Source organism: Paraburkholderia dipogonis (genome assembly GCF_042680985.1).
GTDB lineage: Bacteria > Pseudomonadota > Gammaproteobacteria > Burkholderiales > Burkholderiaceae > Paraburkholderia > Paraburkholderia phytofirmans.
In genome coordinates this window covers 557,917-576,902 of the sequence record NZ_JBHUFR010000010.1, presented here as the reverse complement: position 1 = coordinate 576,902, position 18,986 = coordinate 557,917, and the positions used below count along the sequence as shown (strand labels likewise).

Annotated in this window: 16 protein-coding genes; 4 read left to right on the top strand and 12 right to left on the bottom strand. The window is 63.9% G+C overall.

Features of this window, described 5'->3' with window-relative positions; translation table 11 throughout:
- Positions 1-100 precede the first annotated feature (100 nt).
- Entirely contained in the window at positions 101-862 is a 762-nt protein-coding gene (locus ACFSNN_RS15105) for a phytanoyl-CoA dioxygenase family protein (RefSeq protein ID WP_134457365.1), read from the top strand.
- An 84-nt stretch (positions 863-946) separates the two neighbouring features.
- Here the strand turns inward: ACFSNN_RS15105 and ACFSNN_RS15100 are convergent, their stop codons facing one another.
- A complete protein-coding gene (locus ACFSNN_RS15100; RefSeq protein ID WP_012431422.1) occupies positions 947-1,153 on the bottom strand; it encodes a DUF3185 family protein in 207 nt (68 codons plus the stop codon).
- Positions 1,154-1,369: 216 nt separating this feature from the next.
- On the opposite strand from ACFSNN_RS15100, the gene mgrA reads away from it, so the two are divergent.
- Positions 1,370-2,413 (top strand): L-glyceraldehyde 3-phosphate reductase, encoded by a 1,044-nt coding sequence (gene mgrA, locus ACFSNN_RS15095; RefSeq protein WP_106302687.1) that lies wholly within the window; start codon positions 1,370-1,372, stop codon positions 2,411-2,413.
- 64 nt (positions 2,414-2,477) lie between these two features.
- On the opposite strand, the gene ACFSNN_RS15090 is transcribed toward mgrA, so the two are convergent.
- From ACFSNN_RS15090 to ACFSNN_RS15070, 5 genes are all read right to left on the bottom strand, one after another.
- Positions 2,478-2,663 carry a hypothetical protein gene (locus ACFSNN_RS15090; protein ID WP_012431424.1) on the bottom strand — a complete coding sequence of 62 codons (186 nt, stop codon included), beginning with the start codon at positions 2,661-2,663 and terminating at the stop codon, positions 2,478-2,480.
- Between the two features lie 271 nt (positions 2,664-2,934).
- On the bottom strand, positions 2,935-4,227 hold the full coding sequence (locus ACFSNN_RS15085; RefSeq protein WP_377747296.1) for an MFS transporter: 1,293 nt from the start codon (positions 4,225-4,227) through the stop codon (positions 2,935-2,937).
- Positions 4,228-4,374: 147 nt separating this feature from the next.
- Positions 4,375-5,904 carry an efflux transporter outer membrane subunit gene (locus ACFSNN_RS15080; RefSeq protein ID WP_134457364.1) on the bottom strand — a complete coding sequence of 510 codons (1,530 nt, stop codon included), beginning with the start codon at positions 5,902-5,904 and terminating at the stop codon, positions 4,375-4,377.
- Entirely contained in the window at positions 5,901-7,106 is a 1,206-nt protein-coding gene (locus ACFSNN_RS15075) for an efflux RND transporter periplasmic adaptor subunit (RefSeq protein ID WP_134457363.1), read from the bottom strand. The genes ACFSNN_RS15080 and ACFSNN_RS15075 overlap by 4 nt, the downstream gene beginning before the upstream one ends.
- A gap of 88 nt (positions 7,107-7,194) precedes the next feature.
- Positions 7,195-10,377 carry an efflux RND transporter permease subunit gene (locus ACFSNN_RS15070; protein WP_134457362.1) on the bottom strand — a complete coding sequence of 1,061 codons (3,183 nt, stop codon included), beginning with the start codon at positions 10,375-10,377 and terminating at the stop codon, positions 7,195-7,197.
- 427 nt (positions 10,378-10,804) lie between these two features.
- Between ACFSNN_RS15070 and ACFSNN_RS15065 the strand changes: the two genes are divergently transcribed.
- Positions 10,805-11,017: a hypothetical protein gene (locus tag ACFSNN_RS15065; RefSeq protein WP_012431429.1), complete on the top strand. Its 213-nt coding sequence runs from the start codon at positions 10,805-10,807 to the stop codon at positions 11,015-11,017.
- A 114-nt stretch (positions 11,018-11,131) separates the two neighbouring features.
- Positions 11,132-12,160 (top strand): serine/threonine protein kinase, encoded by a 1,029-nt coding sequence (locus ACFSNN_RS15060; RefSeq protein ID WP_134457361.1) that lies wholly within the window; start codon positions 11,132-11,134, stop codon positions 12,158-12,160.
- A gap of 32 nt (positions 12,161-12,192) precedes the next feature.
- Here ACFSNN_RS15060 and ACFSNN_RS15055 read toward each other — a convergent pair whose 3' ends face one another.
- The 6 genes from ACFSNN_RS15055 to ACFSNN_RS15030 all read right to left on the bottom strand — a co-directional run bounded on the left by ACFSNN_RS15055 (position 12,193) and on the right by ACFSNN_RS15030 (position 18,983).
- Positions 12,193-14,094 carry a DUF3857 domain-containing transglutaminase family protein gene (locus tag ACFSNN_RS15055; RefSeq protein ID WP_134457360.1) on the bottom strand — a complete coding sequence of 634 codons (1,902 nt, stop codon included), beginning with the start codon at positions 14,092-14,094 and terminating at the stop codon, positions 12,193-12,195.
- Between the two features lie 104 nt (positions 14,095-14,198).
- The gene (locus ACFSNN_RS15050) at positions 14,199-15,221 is read right to left on the bottom strand and encodes an XdhC family protein (protein WP_134457359.1); all 1,023 of its coding nucleotides are present in this window, start codon (positions 15,219-15,221) and stop codon (positions 14,199-14,201) included.
- Complete coding sequence (locus tag ACFSNN_RS15045) at positions 15,194-15,790, bottom strand: CoxG family protein (RefSeq protein ID WP_134457358.1); 597 nt, start codon at positions 15,788-15,790, stop codon at positions 15,194-15,196. Before ACFSNN_RS15045 ends, ACFSNN_RS15050 begins: the two co-directional genes overlap by 28 nt.
- On the bottom strand, positions 15,781-17,163 hold the full coding sequence (locus ACFSNN_RS15040) for a vWA domain-containing protein (RefSeq protein WP_244322796.1): 1,383 nt from the start codon (positions 17,161-17,163) through the stop codon (positions 15,781-15,783). Before ACFSNN_RS15040 ends, ACFSNN_RS15045 begins: the two co-directional genes overlap by 10 nt.
- Positions 17,164-17,168: 5 nt before the next feature.
- Positions 17,169-18,056: an AAA family ATPase gene (locus ACFSNN_RS15035; protein WP_134457357.1), complete on the bottom strand. Its 888-nt coding sequence runs from the start codon at positions 18,054-18,056 to the stop codon at positions 17,169-17,171.
- Positions 18,057-18,185: 129 nt separating this feature from the next.
- On the bottom strand, positions 18,186-18,983 hold the full coding sequence (locus ACFSNN_RS15030) for an FAD binding domain-containing protein (RefSeq protein WP_134457356.1): 798 nt from the start codon (positions 18,981-18,983) through the stop codon (positions 18,186-18,188).
- Between the last annotated feature and the right edge of the window lie 3 nt (positions 18,984-18,986).

Below are 18,986 nucleotides of genomic sequence, written 5' to 3'. Positions count from 1 at the left end.
GTAGTGCGTAAGGCGCGGCTTGTCGCGGGTGAAACAGCGCACCCTGCGATCGCGCCCGTTTTACAATCGTGCATCAGCTTGTCGACAGTCACGGAATACCATGTCACTTCATTCCAAGAAAGAGCAGATTCAGACGTTGCGGGAGCAGGGTTTTGTCGTCGTGCCCGGTTTGGTGTCGCCCGAGCGTTGCGATGAGTTGAAGCAGATTGCGCAGCGTCAGTTGCAGGAAGCGGCCGCGCCGATCGAGTTCGAAGCGGATCTGCAGTATCCCGGCGCGCCGACCTCCAAACAGGCGCCCGGCGGCCATACGGTGCGGCGGCTGCTGGATGCGTATGGGCGTCATCCGAGTTTCGCGCAATGGGCGACCGCGCCGGAAATTCGCGGCTGGATGGAACTGTATTTCGGCGAGGAGCCGCGTCTGTCACGCGCGCACCATAACTGCATGATGACCAAGCATCCGGCGTATGGCAGCTTGACCGGCTGGCATCGCGACGTGCGGTATTGGTCGTTCGAACGGGACGATCTGGTGTCGGTGTGGCTCGCGGTCGGCGCGGAGACGGTGGATAACGGCGCGCTGTGGCTCGTGCCGAAGTCGCACAACGCCCCGTTCACTTCCGACCGGTTCGATCAGGCCAAATTTTTCCGTTCGGATCTGGAAGAGAATCAGGAGTGGATTCGCACCGCGGTGTCGCCTGAACTCAAGCCCGGCGACGTGGTGTTTTTCCACTGCAACACGCTGCATTCGGCCGGCAAGAACATTACCGATCAAGTGAAGTTTTCGCTGGTGTACACCTATCACGGCGCGAGCAATGTGCCGTTGCCGGGGACCCGTTCGGCTGCGAAGCCCGAAGTGGCGTTTTAGGCTGTTCCGATTTCTCGCGGCGGCGCTTCGGATCCCCATTCGCTCGCGGACCCCGAAGCACCACACCGCGCATTGCGCATGCCATTAACGCCTGCGTCCCGACAAAGCCATTCCCGTCAGGCCGGCGATCGTGGCCACGACACCGCCCACGATCAGCATGATCGCCTTGTTGGTCGGCGAACCGGTGAAGACGCGCGAGACGTCGCTGCTCACCGAATTGAACGCCTGCCCACCGAAGTACAGCAGCACGATACCGCCAACAATCAACGCGATGGAAATCGCCTTCGTCATCTATCTTTCCCCTGAGCTTGAGTCGGGCAAAGTGTAGGCGAGCCGCAAGCGATCGTCTATCCCGCATACTGGGTGTCTGCATGCATCACGTCGATTCGCTACCATAGCGGTCTGGCTGCATCCCCCACCTACAAAAATAAAGCAGCACGCCTCCCGCAGCATGCGATTGCCCATGCCCGCACATGTCGGGCGCCTTCACCATCAAGGACACTAGCAATGGCTTACGAAGCAGCTTCAGAACGCTATTCGGATATGCAGTACCGCGTCTGCGGTAAGTCGGGTCTCAAACTGCCTGCGCTGTCGCTCGGTCTGTGGCACAACTTCGGCGACACCACGCCGATCTCCACGCAGCGCGACATCCTGCGCACAGCCTTCGACCTGGGTATCACGCACTTCGACCTCGCCAACAACTACGGGCCGCCGTACGGCAGCGCTGAAACCAATTTCGGCCGGCTCTTCAAGGACGACTTCAAGCCGTATCGCGATGAACTGCTGATTTCGTCGAAGGCCGGTTGGGACATGTGGCCGGGTCCGTATGGACAAGGCGGCGGCTCGCGCAAATACGTGCTCGCGAGTCTCGATCAGAGCCTGCAGCGCATGGGCCTCGACTACGTCGATATTTTCTATTCGCATCGTTTCGATGCCGATACGCCGCTCGAAGAAACCGCGGGTGCGCTGGCGAGCGCCGTGCAGCAGGGCAAGGCGCTGTACATCGGAATCTCCTCATACTCGGCAACCAAAACGCTCGAAATGGCGAAGCTGCTCGCCGAGTACAAGGTGCCGCTGCTGATTCATCAGCCCGCGTACAACATGCTCAATCGCTGGATCGAGCAGGAGCTGCTGGATACGCTGGAGAAGGTCGGCGCGGGCGCCATTGCGTTCACGCCGCTGGCTCAGGGTCTGCTCACCGGCAAATACCTGAACGGCGTGCCGGAAGACGCGCGCGTCAACAAGCCGGGCGGCGGTTCGCTGAAGCAGGAGCATTTGAGCGCGCAAAACATCGAGCACGTGCGCAAGCTCAACGACATCGCGCAACGCCGCGGCCAGAGCCTGGCGCAGATGGCGCTCGCGTGGGCGCTGCGCGATCCGCGCGTGACGTCCGTGCTGATCGGCGCAAGCCGTGCGGAGCAGGTGCGTGAGAACGTTGGCGCGCTGAAGAATCTCGCGTTCTCGAAGGACGAGCTGGCCGAGATCGATCGCTACGCAACCGAAGGTGGCATCAACCTGTGGGAAAAGCCGTCGACGGATCAGGCGATCTGATCCCCGCGCCTTCGCTATTCACACCGCAGCAATAGGAAAGCCGCCCTCGGGCGGCTTTTTTCTTCTAGACGAGCGCCGGCAAACCTTCGACCAGCACGACGGCGAACATCACGCCGATCAGCGCGCCGAGCACGCGCAATGCGTTGTGCCGGAATTCCGTCTTGCAGGGAAGCGCACCGACAAACAGGGCCCCAGCCAACGCCATCGGAATGACCAGGATGAAATCGCCGATCGTGAAGTAGGTCGTCATTCTCGTCTCCATATATATCCCTGCGAAGGCGGCGGCTCGATTTATGGAGTCATGCACCGCCAACGCTCCATTTGAGTATAGGAGACAAGTCAGGCCGATATAGCGACGCTTTGCGGCGCTGCAGCGGCTATTCGCAAGCCGTTGAACCCGGCGTGGCAAGGGCCGCGTGATTGCCGCGACGCAGCAATCACGATAAAAAACTTTAAGCGTTCGCTTACGTTGTCCTTACTTTTAAGCGTTGTTCAATGCGCACTGGGTCGAAGTACGAGCATCAGACGCGAGCTGGCTCGCGCCCGCGCAAGCGCGTCGCTGCAACCAGGCCGATGACGAGCAGCACACCCACCAACCCCGCGACGCCGTTCCATCCGAACCCGGCCCACACGTGACCGCCGTACGAGCCGACCACGCTCGAGCCGATGTAATACGCGAGCAGATAAAGGGCGGCGGCCTGACCTTTGGCATCCTTGGCGAGACGTCCGACCCAGCCGCTCGCCACCGAATGTCCAGCGAAGAAGCCGAACGTCACGCACGCGATGCCGGCCGCGATCGCCGCCAGCGGATGCAGCAAGGTGAGCGCAAGACCGAGCACCATCAGCAGCAAACTGGCGATGAGCACGCGGGCGCGGCCGAACGTATCGGCCATGCGCCCCGACCACGGTGAGGCGACTACACCCGTCAGATACACGACGAAGATCGCGCCGATCTCCGTTTGATTCAACTGATAAGGCGGCGCGAGCAAGCGGTAGCCGATGTAGTTGTACAGCGTGACGAAGCTGCCCATCAGCACGAAGCCGAGCAGAAACAGCAGCGACAGTCCGGGTCGTGCGAATTGCTTGAGCAGGGCGGTGCGGTGATGCGTGAAGCCGAGTCCGCTCCGCGGCACGAAATGACGCGACGGCGGCAGCAGCGCGCGAAACGCGAGCATCGACAGAATGCCGAGCACGCCGATCGTGCCGATCGCGACGCGCCACGAAAACAGATCCGCGACCACGCCGGTGATCACGCGTCCGGCCATCCCGCCGATCGCCGTGCCGCCGACGTAAAGTCCCATCGCGAGGCCGAGGCCGTCGGGATGCACTTCTTCCGCGAGATAGGCCATGGCGACGGCGGGCACACCGCCGAGTGCGAGACCTTCGAGCGTGCGCAGCACGAGCAGTTGATGCCACTGCGGCGCGATCGACACGCCGATCGTCAGCAGCGAGGAAACGGTAAGCGACAGCGTCATCAGTTTGTGACGGCTCCAGCCTTCCGAAACGAAGCCGGCGACGAACACGGCAAGCGCGAGCGCGGCCGTGGTCAGCGAGAGCGACAGGCTGCTTTGTGCCGGCGTCACGTTGAATGCCGTCGAAAACGATGGCAGTAAGGGCTGCACGCAATAGAGAAGCGAGAACGTCGCGTAGCCGGCGAACAGCAGTGCGATGCTGGCGCGCCAGTACGCGCGTGTGCCGCGTTCGAGGTAAGGGATGTCGGGCACGGCGGAAGCGTTGGAAGAAGCGTTGGAAAAAGCAGGCGAGGGAGCGAGCGAAGAAGCAGCGGTCCGGTGGGCGTCCGGCGGCGGGGTCACGAAAAATCTCCTCTGCGATGCAGGCGACAAAGGAGTTAAGGATACGCTGAAAAAGCCGCGCGAGTCGGCGCGGCGTTTAGCGGACCGCCACCGCGGTGCGATCAGACGGCGCGTTCGCCGGCCGCTCTCGGCGTCGAAAAGCTGCGGCTACCCGTGCGCCGCGGCATCGCTCGCGGGTGCAGACGGATGCACGATCTGCTCGTCCGTCGGCAACGCGGATGCGTCCCAGCCGCCGCCTAGCGCCTTGATCAACGCCACGCTCGCGGCCATCCGCCGACGCGCGATCGACACGGCGTCGCGTTCGTTGGTAAGCGCGGTGGTTTGCGCAACCACCACGTCGAGATAGGTGATGGCGCCGTTCTTATATCGATTCGATACGACTGCGAGCGCTCGTTGCGCGGCGGTCACCGCGTCGTCCTGCGCGGTCGCTTCCTGTTCGAGCACGCGCAGCGCAGCGAGATTGTCTTCAACCTGGCCGAAGGCGCTCAACACCGTCTGCCGGTATTGCGCGACGCTCTCGTCGTAATGCGCACGGGCCTGTTCCTTCACCGAAGCGCGTCCGCCGAAGTCGAGCAGCGTGCCCGCCAACGTCGGCCCAAGCGACCACAGCCGGCTCGGCGCCAGCAACCATTGACTGTAGTTGGTGGCTTCGAGGCCACCCGTCACCGACAGAATGAGGTTTGGAAAAAACGCTGCCGTTGCCACGCCGATCTGCGCGTTCATGTCGGCGACGTGCCGTTCCGCCGCCGCGATGTCCGGGCGGCGTTCGAGCAGCGCGGACGGCACGCCCGCCGCGGCCACGACCGGCACTGCGGCGAGCGGCGCAACCGGCAGCGAAAACGTGGAAGGCGACTGGCCGATCAGGATCGCGATCGCGTGTTCGAGTTGCGCGCGCTGCACGCCGAGGTCGAGTGCTTGCGCGTGAGTGGTCTTTAACTGCGTCTGCGCCTGCGCGACATCGGCGTCCGTGGCGATGCCGCCGGTGTAGCGGTGCTGCGTCAGATCGAGTGCTTGCTTGTAGGCCTCGATCGTGTCGTCGAGCAGTTGGCGCTCCTGATCGAGTCCGCGCAACTCGAAGTAGTCGGTGGCGAGTTCGGCCTGCATCGACAGGAGCGCGGCCTGGGCGTCGGCGGCGCTCGCCTGCGCTTCGGCTTTCGCGCCTTCGACGCTGCGCGACACGCGGCCCCACAGGTCGGGTTCCCACGATGCATCGGCTTGCACGAGGTAGTCGTTCAGCGTGAGGCCGGCGGTCGATTTGTGTAGCACGTTCTCCGACGACCGCGCGCGCGAATAGGCGCCGTTCGCGCTGACGACCGGGAAGAAGCTCGACCGATATTGCGCGACCGTGGCGCGGGCGGCGCGAAAGCGCGCTTCGGCGGCCCGCACGTTCTGGTTCGCGCTTGCGACCTGTTGTTCGAGTGCGTCGAGCGACGGGTCTGCGTAGACGCTCCACCACGCGCCGCGTGTGAGCGTGTCGGCGGGCTGGGCGGGTTTCCAGCCGGTGCCGTCGAGTTCCTTGTAGGTTGCCGCGGTAGTGGCGGTCGGCTTCACGTAGTCCGGGCCGAGCGTGCATGCGGTGAGTGCACATGCGCTGGCTAATGCCACAGCGGACGCGAGCAGCGAGACACATCGCGGCGGCGGCGCGACAACACGGCGACGGGACCTTGGCATGTTCATGACGGCGCACCCGTCGCCGCACCCGCTTTCGCGGGTACGATCCGCACCGGCGCGCCATCGACGATCGAGTCCTGCGGATTCAGGATCACCTGCTCATCGCCTTGCAAGCCCGACACGATCGCCACGCGCGTGCCGAAGTCCGTTCCCAACGACACGGGCAACAGCTTCACCTTGCGTTGCGCGTCGACGGTCGCCACTTTCACGCCATCCGGGCGGAACAGCAGCGCGTTGCCGGGCAGCGTAAAGGGTGCGGCACCCGTGCCCAACGCGAAATGCACTTGCGCGTAGGCGCCCGGCAGCAGATCGCCGTTTCGATTGTCGACATCGACCTCTACGAGCATCGTGCGTTGTTGCGGATCGACGGCGCCCGCGGTGCGCGCCACGGTGCCCGGATAATGTTTCGACGGCGTTTCGGTCAGCGTCAGAAACGCGTTCTGCTGCGCGCGAACCTGCTGCGCGTAAGCCTGCGGCACATTCACATAAACACGCAACCGATCCGCCTGCGCGACGTGAAACAGTTCCTTCGCCGGGCCACCGGAACTACCCGCATCGATCAGCGCCCCAACATCTACATTGCGCGCCGTCACGATGCCGTCGAACGGCGCATAGACCTTCTGGAACGACTGCGTCTTCTCGAGCCGCGCCACGTTGAAGCGCGCGGCGTCGAGCGTGGCTTTTTTCGCAAGCATGTCGCCGACTTTCTCGTCGGTTTCCTGCTTCGAAACCGACTTGCTTTTCAGCATGTCGGTCCAGCGGTCGGCGGTGCTTTTCGCGAGTGCATAGTTGGCGTTGGCGTTCGCGAGATCGGCGCGGGCCGCGCGCAGTTGATCGTCCACCTCTGGCGTATCGATTTCCGCCAGCAGCTGGCCGCTTTTCACATGCGCGCCGATGTCGGCGTACCACTTCTTCAGATAGCCGTTGGTGCGCGCGTAGATCGGCGTGTCGAGAAAAGCCTGCACGTTGCCGGGCAGCACGAGATCGAGTCCGGCCGTCGACTTCTGCGGCCGCACCACTTCGACGCTCGTCTGGCTCGTATGCTCGGCATCGCGTTCGAGCGCCGCGTGTGCGTCGTGGCGCGACCAGATACCTTGCGCCGCCAGCGCGATGACGGCCACGGCGACCGCGACGCCGATCCAGCGTGCGCGTTTCGCTTTGGCCGGATCGCGCGGGGTGCCGGAACGCTCCGGACGTTGTCCTTCCATCAAACTTCCCCTGTAGAGATGCGTGGGCAGTCCAGGCTGCCTCTTATAGGGCCCGCCAATGCGGTTGCGATGACGAAGATGCTCTGCATCACGGTTTCCCCACCACGTGCTCAGCGGCGCGCAAGCGACGTGCCGCGAGTCGCCGGTAGATCATCGAAAACACCACCGGCACGAAAATCAGCGTCGCCAGCGTGCCGATCGTCAGGCCGCCGATCACCGCGCGCCCGAGCGGCGCATTCTGCTCGCCGCCCTCGCCGAGCCCGATCGCCATCGGCACCATGCCGATCACCATCGCGAGCGCCGTCATCAGCACCGGGCGAAAACGCGTGAAGCCCGCTTCGATCGCCGCGCGCGTCGCGTCGCCGTGTTCGAGCAATTGCTCGCGCGCGAAGCTGATCACGAGAATCGAGTTGGCGGTGGCGATGCCGATACACATGATCGCGCCCGTGAGCGCGGGAATCGACAGCGTGGTGTGCGTGAGAAACAGCATCCACACGATGCCCGCGAGCGCGCCCGGCAGCGCGGTGATGATGATGAACGGATCGAGCCACGACTGGAAATTCACCACGATCAGCAGATACACCAGCACGATCGCGAACACGAGGCCCGCGAACAGACCCGAAAACGAATCGTTCATGGTCCGCACCTGGCCGCGTACTTCGATGGTCGAGGTTTTGGGCAGATCGGCGCGGGCGTCGTCGATGATCTTGCGGATGTCGTCGGACACGCCGCCCAGATCGCGGCCGTCGGCGGTGCCGAAAATATCGATGGTGGTCTGCGCGTTGTAGTGCGTGAGGGTCGCGTTGCCCGCTTCGCGCCTCATGGTGGCGAGCGAGCCGAGAATGTTGCTGCGGCCGTTCGCGTTCAGTGGAATGTTCGCGAGCGATTGCAGCGAATCGATCGTGTATTGCGGTGCTTCCGTGATCACGTTGTAACTCACGCCGTTGCGCGGATTGAGCCAGAACGTCGGCGTGGTTTGCTGGCTGCCCGAGAGCGTGATCAGCAGATTGCTCGCGATGTCGCGTTGCGAGAAGCCGGCTTGCTGCGCGCGCGTGCGGTCCACGTCGATAAAGATGCGCGGCAAGTCGGCGGGCTGCTGGATGCGCGCGTCGACGAGGCCGGGCACCGTGCGCAGCCGATTCAGCAGCTTGGCGGCGAACACGCGATTGCCGGCCACGTCACGGCCGACGATCTGAATATCGATCGGCGACGGCATGCCGAAGTTGAGCGTTTGACTGACGATATCCGCGGGTAGAAAAGCGAACTGCACGCCGGGGAATTCGTCGGTGAGCGTGCGCCGCAACGTGCGCACGTAACCCGCGCTCGGATGATGATCGGGATTGAGCGTGATCAGCACGTCCGCGTCCGAGGTGCCGATCGTGCCGGTGTTGCTGTACGAAAGGTTGATGCCCGAAACCGGCAAGCCGATGTTGTCGATGATCGAATGCAACTCGCCAGGCGGTATCAACTGACGGATCCGCGTATCCACACGATCCGTCACGACCGCCGTTTCCTCCACCCGCATGCCGGTTTTCGCGCGCAGATGCAGCGCGATCGTGCCGGCGTCGACGGCCGGGAAAAAGTCGCGGCCGAGAAACGGCATCAGCAACATCGACGCGCCGCAGCAGACCAGAAACAGCGTCACGAACAGGCCCGGCCGCGCGACGCGCGCTTCGAGAAACACGCGATAGCGGTCGCGCAGACGCGCGAAGCCGCCTTCGAATGCGTAGTGCACGCGCATGAACGGATTGCGCGTTTGCGCAGGCGCGTGATGCAGATCCGCCGGCTTATGGTGATAACGCAGCAGGTATTTCGCGAGCGTCGGCACGAGCGTTCGCGAGAAGAAGTAGGATGCCAGCATCGCGAACACCACTGCTTCGGCGAGCGGAATGAACAGATAGTGCGCGACGCCCGTCAGCAGAAACATCGGCACGAAGACGATGCAGATGGACAAGGTCGACACCAGCGTCGGAATCGCAATCTGATGCGCGCCGTCGAGAATCGCCTGCTCCAGCGTCTTGCCCTGCTCGAGTTGATGGCTGATGTTTTCGATCGCCACGGTCGCGTCGTCCACCAGAATGCCGACCGCCAGCGCGAGTCCGCCGAGCGTCATGATGTTGATGGTTTCGCCGAGCAGGGACAGCGCGATGATCGACGTGATCATCGAAAGCGGAATCGATACGGCGATGATCAACGTGGCGCGCCAGTTGCCGAGAAACAGCAGAATCATCAGGCCGGTGAGGCAGGCAGCGATCAGCGCTTCACGCAGCACGCCTTGCACGGAAGCACGCACGAACAGCGACTGATCGGCAACGGGATCGATATTCAGCGAAGCGGGCACGAGATTGCGCAGCGTCGGCATCATGGTCTTAATGCGATCGACGATTTCGAGCGTGGACGTGTTGCCGCTCTTGTTGATGGTCAGCAGCGCCGCGCGCTGGCCGTTCACGCGCACGATGTTGGTTTGCGGCTGGAACCCGTCGCGCACGTGAGCGACGTCGCGAATATAAACGGTGCCGTTGGCGGTGGATTTGATCGGGATATTGTTCAGGCCTGCCAGCGAATCCGGACTGCCGTTCATCTCCACCGAGTACTCGGTCGAGCCGATTTTCGCGGTGCCCGAGGGCAGGATCAGATTTTGTGCGGTGACCGCGTTGACCACATCCATCGGCGAAAGATTGCGCTCCTGCAGTTTGCGCGAATCGATATCGACCATGATCTGGCGCTGCTTGCCGCCATACGGCAGTGGAGCAGACGCGCCAGGCACGGTGGCGAGCTGCGTCTTCAGGAAGTTGTTGCCGAAATCGTATAGCTCCTGCTCGGTGAGCGAGGCGGACGACAGCGCGAGCCGCAGGATCGGCACGGTCGAGGCGTTGTAGCGCAGGATATTCGGCGGTGTGATGCCGGGCGGCAGCGAGCGCAATTGCGTTTGCGACAATGCTGTGACTTCGGCCAACGCTTCGTCGATATTCGCGTGCGGCTGGAAAAAAATCTTGATGACCGCGATGCCGTTCAGCGAGGTCGACTCGGTGTGTTCGATATCGTTCACCGCCACCGACAGCCCGCGCTCGTAGTTCAGCACGATGCGCTTTTCCATCTCGTCGGCGGGCAGGCCGTTATACGACCAGATCACCGAGAGCACTGGAATGTCGATATTGGGGAAGATGTCGGTGGGCGTGCGCAGGATCGTCAACGGTCCGACGATCAGCAATAGCAGGGCCAGGACGACAAATGTATACGGGCGCCGCAGCGCGAGACGAACGATCCACATGACTAGCCGAGCCGCTCAAGGCCGCGCAAGGCGGCGCCATCCAGGTGACCGATGAGGTGAACGTGACGCGCATCGCAGCGGTTCGGGCAGGCCGGCGCGGCGGTCCGATCGAGCAAATGGTCTGGTTGGTGCACGTTTTTGATATCTCACCCCAGCAGGGTTTATGATGGTCTCGTTGCGACGCGTTACGCTCCGAATCATCGGTCCAGCGCGCCGTAATGGGAATAGGGCGAAACAAGGGGTAAAGAGCCTCGAGTTCGCGCTTTCCTCGGCCCCGCAAAACGGGAACAATAATTCAAACCTTTCACGCGTATCACGCGCAGCAGATTGGGTGCGTATGCAACGTTATCGGCGGAGCGACGCTTTTATCATCACATTGACCGGCGCGAAGTCATAAAGCCGGCTATGGGAGAAACGGGGAAACATCATGCAAATCGGTTCGATTGTCCGATCGGTGCATATCGCGGTGCCACAAGGCGCGCGCGGGATCGTCATGCGCATTCTTGGCGACATGGCCATGGTGGCGTGGTATGCCGGCGAGCCCGGCGTTTCGCAGCACCTGAATACTGAACCCTTTTTCCTTGAAGACCTGATCGATACGGGCGAGCAAGTCCGACCGTCGAGCGCGCAGATCCATTGAAGGCAGTTTGAGTGCGAGCCGTGTGCAAGTTGTAAGCCACGGTTGTTCCCGCAGTTCGTTCCGCTGTGAGCCGTCGCCCTCGTCTTTGACGGCGGCGCGGCGCACAATGCGGGCATGAACGACGACATCCTCGATCCACAGGACAGCGCGAGCAGCGCTGTGCCTTTCGCCCGGCTCAAGCCGGAAATCGTGCTCGACGCGCTCGACAGCGCGCTCAGCACAGCCGGTGTGCGCACCGACGGCCGTATGCTCCCGCTCAACAGCTACGAGAATCGCGTGTACCAGGTGGGCGTGGAAGACGGCCCGCCCGTGGTCGCGAAGTTCTACCGTCCTGAGCGCTGGAGCGACGCCGCCATCCTCGAAGAACATGCTTTCGTCGCCGATCTCGCCGCGCGCGAGATTCCGGTGGTGGCCGCGCGTGCCCTCGATGGCCGCACGCTGCATACCTTCGACGGCTTTCGTTTTTCCATCTTCGAGCGGCGCGGCGGCCGCGCGCCGGATCTCGACCGGCGCGACACGCTTGAATGGCTTGGGCGTTTCATCGGCCGAATCCATGCGGTCGGCCAGACGCAGAACTACACCGAACGTCCCACGCTCGACATCCACACCTTCGGCTACGAACCGCGCGACTTTTTGCTCGCGCACCGTTTCGTGCCGGACGACGTGCGCACCGCGTGGGAAGCCGTGGTGAACCTCGCGCTCGAAGGCGTGGAGCGCGCGTTCGAACGGGCCGGCGATATCCGCATGTTGCGCATGCATGGCGACTGCCATCCGAGCAATGTGTTGTGGACCGACGCGGGGCCGCATTTCGTCGACTTCGACGACAGCCGCATGGGACCGGCGGTGCAGGATTTGTGGCTGTTGCTGCCGGGCGAGCGCGTCGAAGCGTCGCGCGCGCTGGCGGATCTGCTCGCCGGTTACGAAGATTTCTGCGACTTCGAGCCGCGCGAACTTTATCTGGTTGAAGCGTTGCGCACGCTGCGGCTGATTCACTATCAGGCGTGGCTTGCACGCCGCTGGGACGATCCGGCTTTCCCCGCGGCGTTTCCGTGGTTCAACACGCAGCGTTACTGGGAAGAGCGCATCCTCGAGTTGCGCGAGCAGCTCGGCGCGATGCAGGAAGGGCCGCTCTGGCCCGTTTGAGTGCGCGCGTTCTGAAGCACTGAAGCAGGCGCTCACGGCGCCTGCGCAGCAACACTCGACGACTCCACCAGCGTCGATCTGACGATCACCTCCGCTCGCACGTCGCGCCCAATTGCTTCGATCGCGGGACGCATCTGCGCGAAGTCTTCGGGCGTGCAGACGTCGCTATCGAAGTGCGTGGCGCCGTCGCGTGTCATCGTGACGACGTTGCTGAGCGGATCGAACGTGTATTGCGACTGGAAATCGACGAAACGATCCTGGGTTCGTTTCGCCTCCGGCATGTCGAGCACGCGAAAATTGGCGGGCAATTCGATGCGCGCACGTTCGTGCAACGCCAGGTTGTGACAGACGAACGGCTGCGTGCGCTGACGCTCGCCGAGCCAGTAACGCGTATCCGCGGCGAAGCCGCCGGCCAGACTCGTCAATGCTGGAATCGAAGCCGCCGCGCCCGGCACCACGAGACTCTCCAGCGTGCCTTTCATCGTAATGACGAGCGGGCCGTCGGCGACGCCGAGGTCATTGGTGGCGAGCGTCGCGGTGCCACGCAGATTGGCGCTGCGCAGTTCGGCCTGAATCGATTCCTCGCGTTGCGCGGGCGTCTGCGTGCGCAACATCGCGCGCGCCTGTTCAGCCGAAGCGCCAGCCGCTTCCAGCCTGTACGTGAAGCTCGCCGAGCCATCCGGTTCGACCTTGATCGACAGATCGGTGCTGCGCGTCATGAACGCGGTTGCCGGCGTGCGCGAGAGCACGCCCTCGCCGACGAGCACGGTCGGCCGGTTCATATCGGAAGACGGCAGAAAACCGAACTCGATATTCGAGGCGGTCGAGTCAACGTACTGCTGCAAATCCGGCAGCCACGTAATGATGTGATTGATGACGCCGTAGCCCGGCACGCTCGGCAGCGTGTAGATCGTGCCGCTGCTGATCAGGGCCGGCTCGTTGCGCACGCCGGCCGCGTCGAGCAGCGCCCCATACAGCGCCACGTGGTCCTTGCAATCGCCGTAGCGATTCGCGAGCACCGCGCTCGCGCCGTGCGGCACGACCGCGCCGCGTCCGACATTGATCGCCACATAGCGCACGTTGCGGCGCACCCAGTCGTACAGCGTCTTGGCCTTGTCGCGCGGCGTGCGGTCGCGCGCGGTGAGCTGTTGCGCGAGACGCGTGACGGCGGCGTCGTGCGCGCTCGGGTCCACTGCCGATTCGCGATAGGTCGCGGCGAACGCGGCGTAGTCGGGGAAGGTCGAGACCATCAGCCGGTCGCCATAGGAAACGTACGCAACCGAGCCGCGTTCCAGCCGGCTGAAGTGCGCCTTGTCGTAGCGATATTCGTAGCGCGTGCGGCCATCGCGCGTCACGGGTTGCACGATGGTGAAACCGCGCGCGTCGGCATACAGCGGCTTGTCGGCGGGCAGATCGTAGATCAGGCGGAAGTTGTGCGTCGGCGCGAGATCGGGCGGTGTGAAGTCGCTGAATTCGCCCGGCACGATCGGCTGCTTCTGCGTCTTGCGATAGGTGAGATGCACGCGCGCGCCCGGTTCGACGGCGGGGAACACGATCACCTTTTCCTGGATGTCCTGGAACATCGGCGCGTCGAACGAGCGCGCTTCCTGAACATTGCGGATCTGCTCGGGCTGCACGTCGTGACGCACGCCGTCGGCAGTGATCGTGTAGGCCTCGAGGATCTGCACGTCCGCCATGTTTCGGTTGAACCAGACGTATTGCTGCGCGACCCGCGCGACGCCGGCTTCGTTATTCACGTGCAGCGTCATCGAATCGAGCTTGGTGAAGGAGCCGTCGGCGTTGACGGTGAAGGTTTGCGTCTCGCCTTCGTTGGTGTACGGATCGTCCAGTTTGGCGGGAACGCTCGCTCCCGCGCCGTGGATGCCGGCAAGCCAGCCGAGAGATGCAAGACAGACCAGGAAGGAAAGGCGCATGGCGGGCTGGTATCCGAACGTAACGTTGACGGGGTCGCCGGTTAGATTCGGTTTGCGCCGCGTGGATGTCAAGCGCATGCCGCGCGTTGCGATTGAACAAATCGTCAAACGCTGCAAGCCGCTCCACCGGAAGCCGCGATTTCGCGCGCCGCCTTCGCGCCTTCGACCTGAAGCAGGGTCGGCAACGAAACGCCGTTCTTGGCCGCCGTCACTTCGGCGAGAATCGACACCGCGATTTCGGGCGGCGTGCGGCTGCCGATATAAATCCCGACCGGTCCGTGCAAGCGGGCCAGCTCCGTATCGTTCAGATCGAACTCTTTGAGACGTTCGCGCCGCGCCTGATTATTCCTTCGCGAACCCAGCGCGCCGACATAAAACGCCGGCGTTTTCAACGCTTCCATCAGCGCGAGATCGTCGAGCTTCGGGTCGTGCGTCAGCGCGATCACGGCGCAGCGTTCGTCGAGCTTCATCTCGATCACGGTGTCGTCGGGCATGGTGCGCACGATCTTCGTACCGGGGATGTTCCACTCCTCGGTGTACTCTTCGCGCGGATCGCAGACGGTGACCTGATAATCGAGCCCTACCGCGATATTGCACAGGTAGCGCGACAATTGTCCCGCGCCGATCACGAGCATGCGGTAACGCGGGCCGTGAATCGTCAACAGACGCTCGCCGTCGAAAAGCACGCCGTCGGTTGCCTGCGCGTTTTCGAGCCGCGTGGCGCCCGTCGTCATATTCACTTCGCGGGCCACGAGGCGCCCGTTCTCCACCGCGTTGCACAGTTCGTCAATACCGCTTTGCGGCGTCAATGGTTCGAGCACCAGTTGGATCGTGCCGCCGCACGGCAGGCCGAAGCGATGCGCTTCTTCCGCCGTGATGCCGTACTTGACCGCCTCCGGCCGCGTCTGCTCGATACCGCGTTGCCGCACGCGGTCGATCAGATCGTCTTCGATGCAACCGCCCGATACCGAGCCCACCACGAGGCCATCGTCTCGCACCGCGAGCATCGCGCCCTCGGGACGCGGCGACGAACCCCACGTTTTCACCACCGTCACCAGTAGCGCGCGATGTCCTTCTTCCAGCCAGCGAGCGCTGGACTTCAGGACTTCGAGATCCACGCTGTCCATGATTTCTTCCTTTTCGTTGCTTCGCCGCCGGACTCGCCGTCCGCGGCCTCATTCGATGCTGTATTGTGCGGCACCGCTTCATCTGCTGCATTTTCCCCGGCGTCTGGGCTCGCAGCGCTCTCACTGCCGCCGCTGACGTGGGCGCCGAAGCGCTTGAAGAATTCGCCCGCGATTTTACGCGCCGCGCCGTCGACGAGCCGCGAGCCGATCTGCGCGAGCTTGCCGCCGACCTGCGCGCTCGCCGTGTAACTGAGCTTGGTGGCGGCCTCGCCGTCGGCTTCGAGCGAGACGTGCGCGTTGCCCTTGGCAAAGCCCGCGGCGCCGCCCTGGCCTTCGAACACGATGCTGTACGAGTTCGGCGCCTCGATGTCGGTGAGTTGCATGCGCCCCTTGAAGCGCGCCTTGACCGGTCCGACTGCGGCGCTCAGCGCCACCACATAGGCATTTTCGCCGTCCGGGTCGATGCTTTCGCAGCCCGGAATGCAGGCGCGCAGGACCTCGGTGTCGTTCAGCGCGTCCCATGTGCGCTGTTGCGAAACGGGCAGCGTATGGGTTTCGGTCAATTCCATGATGTCGCTCCTGCGGTGCCCGTGACGCCGGCACTGCGACGCGGCGCGCGCGTGAGTTGCGCGAGGTCGCGGCCGAACGCCGTCAGGCTGTCTAGATTATGAACCGGACGATGCGCGTCGACATAGGGCAGGATCGCCTGCACGCCGCGCGCTTTCGGGGAAAAGCCGCTGAAACGCAGCAGCGGATTGAGCCATATGATGCGGTGTGCGAAGCGGCGCAGGCGGGCCATCTCGGCGTCGAGCACGTCGATCGCTTCGTGATCGAGGCCGTCGGTGACGAGCAGCACCGTGGCCCGCCCGGTCAGCACGCGCCGCGCCCAGCGGCGATTGAATTCGGCGAGCGCCGCGCCGATCCGCGTGCCGCCCGACCAGTCCACCACCTGCTCGGTGAGCGTCGCGATCGCCACGTCGGGATCGCGCTCGCGCAGCGCGCGCGTCGCGTTGGTGAGCCGCGTGCCGAACAGAAACACCTGCAAGCGTTCACGCGACTGCAGCAGCGCATGGCAGAAATAGAGCACCGCGCGCGAATAGCTGCTCATCGAACCGGAGATGTCGAGCAGCAGCACGAGCGGCGGTTTGCGCTCGACCACCGCGAGATACTTCCACACGGTCCAGTCGCCGCCTGCGCGCACCGCGTGCCGGGCGCTTGCGCGCAAGTCCGCATGCGTGCCATGCGAAGCGGCTTTCAGGCGACGCGTCGGCTCGGTGGCGAGCGGCAGACGCTGGCCGCGAATCAGATGACGCAAGGTGCGCCATTCATCGGCGGAAAGGGTGTCGAAATCGCGATGACGTAAGCGCTCTTCCGCGCTGAAGGTGACGTGCGCGTGCAGTTCGTGTTGCTCGGTTTCCTGCTGCGCTTTGCTATGCGGTGAGTTCGGCGCGCGCACGGCGAGCGCGTCGGCGAGACGGTTGTTGCGTTTGGGCGGCGGCAGGCCATCGCGGACTTTTGGCAGAAGCAGCGCGCGCAGCTTGCCTTCCCAATCGGGATCTCGCCAGAAGAGGTCGAATGCGGCGTTGAACAGATCGCGCTCGTCGGGCGCGGAGACCAGCGACGCGGCGAGGGCGGCGCGCACATCGTCGCGGCGACCGAGGTCGATCCAGTGCAGCGCGGCGAGCGCATCGACGGCTTGCGCGGGCGACATCGGCAAACCGGCGCCGCGCAGCACGCGCACGAAGTGGACGACGTTGCGGGCGAGCGTAGGCGTGTCGTCGAGCGGTGAGGCAGCGGTCTCGCCGGAAGAGGACGACGCCACCACCCGTTTGCCGGGCTGGCCGATGCGCGAACGATCACCCGAAGCGTCGCGATGGCCGGCGTCGAGCCGTGGGCTATGGCCCGAGGCGTCGCGGTTGCCCGCGTCGATAGAGTTCGTCATGCTGGCTATCCAGGCGCGGCGAGACACTGCGCGATTTGCGTGGCATCCACGCGTGCCAGATCGTCCTGATACTTCAGCAGCACGCCGAGCGTGTTGTGCACGGATTGCGGATCGAGCTCCGTCACGGATAACGCCTCCAACGCGCGGCACCAGTCGATCGTTTCGGCGATACCAGGCGCCTTGAACAGATCCATGCCGCGCAGCCGATGCACGAAATCCACCGCCCGCCGCTGCAATTCCGCCGACGTTTGCGGCGCGCGAGCGGCAACGATCTCCAGTTCGCGATCGCGCTCGGGGTAGCCGATCCATTGATACAGGCAACGGCGCTTCAGCGCGTCGTGCACTTCGCGCGTCCGGTTCGAGGTCATCACGACGAGCGGCGGCTGCTCCGCGCGAACCGTACCGTATTCGGGAATCGATACCTGGAAGTCCGAAAGCAATTCCAGAAGGAAAGCTTCGAACGGTTCATCGGCACGGTCTATTTCGTCGATCAGCAACACGCGCCGCGCGCCAGGATGATTTTCATCCGGCATCAGCGCTTGCAGCAACGGGCGCTTCAGCAGGAATTCGCCGCGATACAAGGTGTCGTTGTCGGGGCGTTCGCCGGCGGCTTCGGCGAGACGCAGCGCCATGATCTGCCGCGGGTAGTCCCATTCGTAAAGCGCGCTGGCCGTGTCGAGACCTTCATAACATTGCAGGCGCAACATCGAGGTGCCGAGCATGCCCGCCGCCGCCTTGGCCAACTCGGTCTTGCCGACGCCCGGCTCGCCTTCGACGAACAACGGCCGTTCCATGCGCAACGCGAGATACAGCGCGGTCGCCAGCTCGCGGCTGGCGAAATAGCTTTGGGCGGCGAGTTGAGCGAGGGTGTCGTCGATCGAGGCGGGCTGCATGGTGTTCCTGAATCTGCGCAATGAAGCGATGCCAATCAAGCGAAGCGGCCTCAAAGCACATGAGCGAATGCGGCTGGTGTGTCCTGCGCCGCAGCACAGGGCACACCAACCGCGAACAGCGAGGAAACGCTAACCGTTCGCCTTCGTCACCGCGCGCGCCGCCAGCACCGGGATCAGATGCGCGCGATAGTCGGCGCTCGCGTGCATGTCGGTGTTCAGATCGGCAGCCGAAACCGTTACCGAGCGGGCGGCTTCCGGCGTGAAGTTCGCCGACAACGCGCTTTCCAGTTCAGGCACACGAAACACCGACGACGCCGCGCCCGTCACCGCCACGCGCACACCGCTCGCAAACTTCGCGACGAACACGCCGACCAGCGCAAAGTGCGAAGCAGGGTTGCGGAATTTCTCGTATGCCGCGCGCTCGGGCACTGGAAACTCCACCGCGACGATCAGTTCGTCGGGCTCCAACGCGGTCTCATACATGCCGACGAAGAAGTCGCTCGACGCGATGCGCCGCCGATCCGTGACGATGGTCGCGTCCAAGCCCATGGCGGCGGCAGGATAACAGGCGGCCGGGTCGTTATTGGCGAGCGAGCCGCCTATCGTGCCGAGCGCGCGCACCTGGCGATCGCCGATATGCGCGGCGAGATCCGCGAGGCCCGGCAAGACGCGCCGAAGTTCCGCGTGATCCGCCACATCGGCGTGACAGACGGCGGCGCCGATCGTCACCGTTTTCGCGTCGACGGTGATCGCCTTGAGCGCGGGAATGCGCGTCACGTCGATCAGTTGTGACGGCTGCGCGAGACGCAGCCGCATGGTGGGCAGCAGGCTTTGACCGCCGGCCAGGAACTTCGCGTCACTGTCGGCGGTGAGGCTGGCGGCGGCCGCTTTGGGATCCGTCGCGCGTTGATACTCGAATGAATACATGTC

What these genes read in the sequence shown, in the direction of transcription:
- ACFSNN_RS15105 (WP_134457365.1), top strand. Translation starts at nt 101, where the DNA reads ATGTCACTTCATTCCAAGAAAGAGCAGATTCAGACGTTGCGGGAGCAG.
- ACFSNN_RS15100 (WP_012431422.1), bottom strand. Translation starts at nt 1,153, where the DNA reads ATGACGAAGGCGATTTCCATCGCGTTGATTGTTGGCGGTATCGTGCTG.
- mgrA (WP_106302687.1), top strand. Translation starts at nt 1,370, where the DNA reads ATGGCTTACGAAGCAGCTTCAGAACGCTATTCGGATATGCAGTACCGC.
- ACFSNN_RS15090 (WP_012431424.1), bottom strand. Translation starts at nt 2,663, where the DNA reads ATGACGACCTACTTCACGATCGGCGATTTCATCCTGGTCATTCCGATG.
- ACFSNN_RS15080 (WP_134457364.1), bottom strand. Translation starts at nt 5,904, where the DNA reads ATGAACATGCCAAGGTCCCGTCGCCGTGTTGTCGCGCCGCCGCCGCGA.
- ACFSNN_RS15075 (WP_134457363.1), bottom strand. Translation starts at nt 7,106, where the DNA reads ATGGAAGGACAACGTCCGGAGCGTTCCGGCACCCCGCGCGATCCGGCC.
- ACFSNN_RS15070 (WP_134457362.1), bottom strand. Translation starts at nt 10,377, where the DNA reads ATGTGGATCGTTCGTCTCGCGCTGCGGCGCCCGTATACATTTGTCGTC.
- ACFSNN_RS15065 (WP_012431429.1), top strand. Translation starts at nt 10,805, where the DNA reads ATGCAAATCGGTTCGATTGTCCGATCGGTGCATATCGCGGTGCCACAA.
- ACFSNN_RS15060 (WP_134457361.1), top strand. Translation starts at nt 11,132, where the DNA reads ATGAACGACGACATCCTCGATCCACAGGACAGCGCGAGCAGCGCTGTG.
- ACFSNN_RS15055 (WP_134457360.1), bottom strand. Translation starts at nt 14,094, where the DNA reads ATGCGCCTTTCCTTCCTGGTCTGTCTTGCATCTCTCGGCTGGCTTGCC.
- ACFSNN_RS15050 (WP_134457359.1), bottom strand. Translation starts at nt 15,221, where the DNA reads ATGGACAGCGTGGATCTCGAAGTCCTGAAGTCCAGCGCTCGCTGGCTG.
- ACFSNN_RS15045 (WP_134457358.1), bottom strand. Translation starts at nt 15,790, where the DNA reads ATGGAATTGACCGAAACCCATACGCTGCCCGTTTCGCAACAGCGCACA.
- ACFSNN_RS15040 (WP_244322796.1), bottom strand. Translation starts at nt 17,163, where the DNA reads ATGACGAACTCTATCGACGCGGGCAACCGCGACGCCTCGGGCCATAGC.
- ACFSNN_RS15035 (WP_134457357.1), bottom strand. Translation starts at nt 18,056, where the DNA reads ATGCAGCCCGCCTCGATCGACGACACCCTCGCTCAACTCGCCGCCCAA.
- ACFSNN_RS15030 (WP_134457356.1), bottom strand. Translation starts at nt 18,983, where the DNA reads ATGTATTCATTCGAGTATCAACGCGCGACGGATCCCAAAGCGGCCGCC.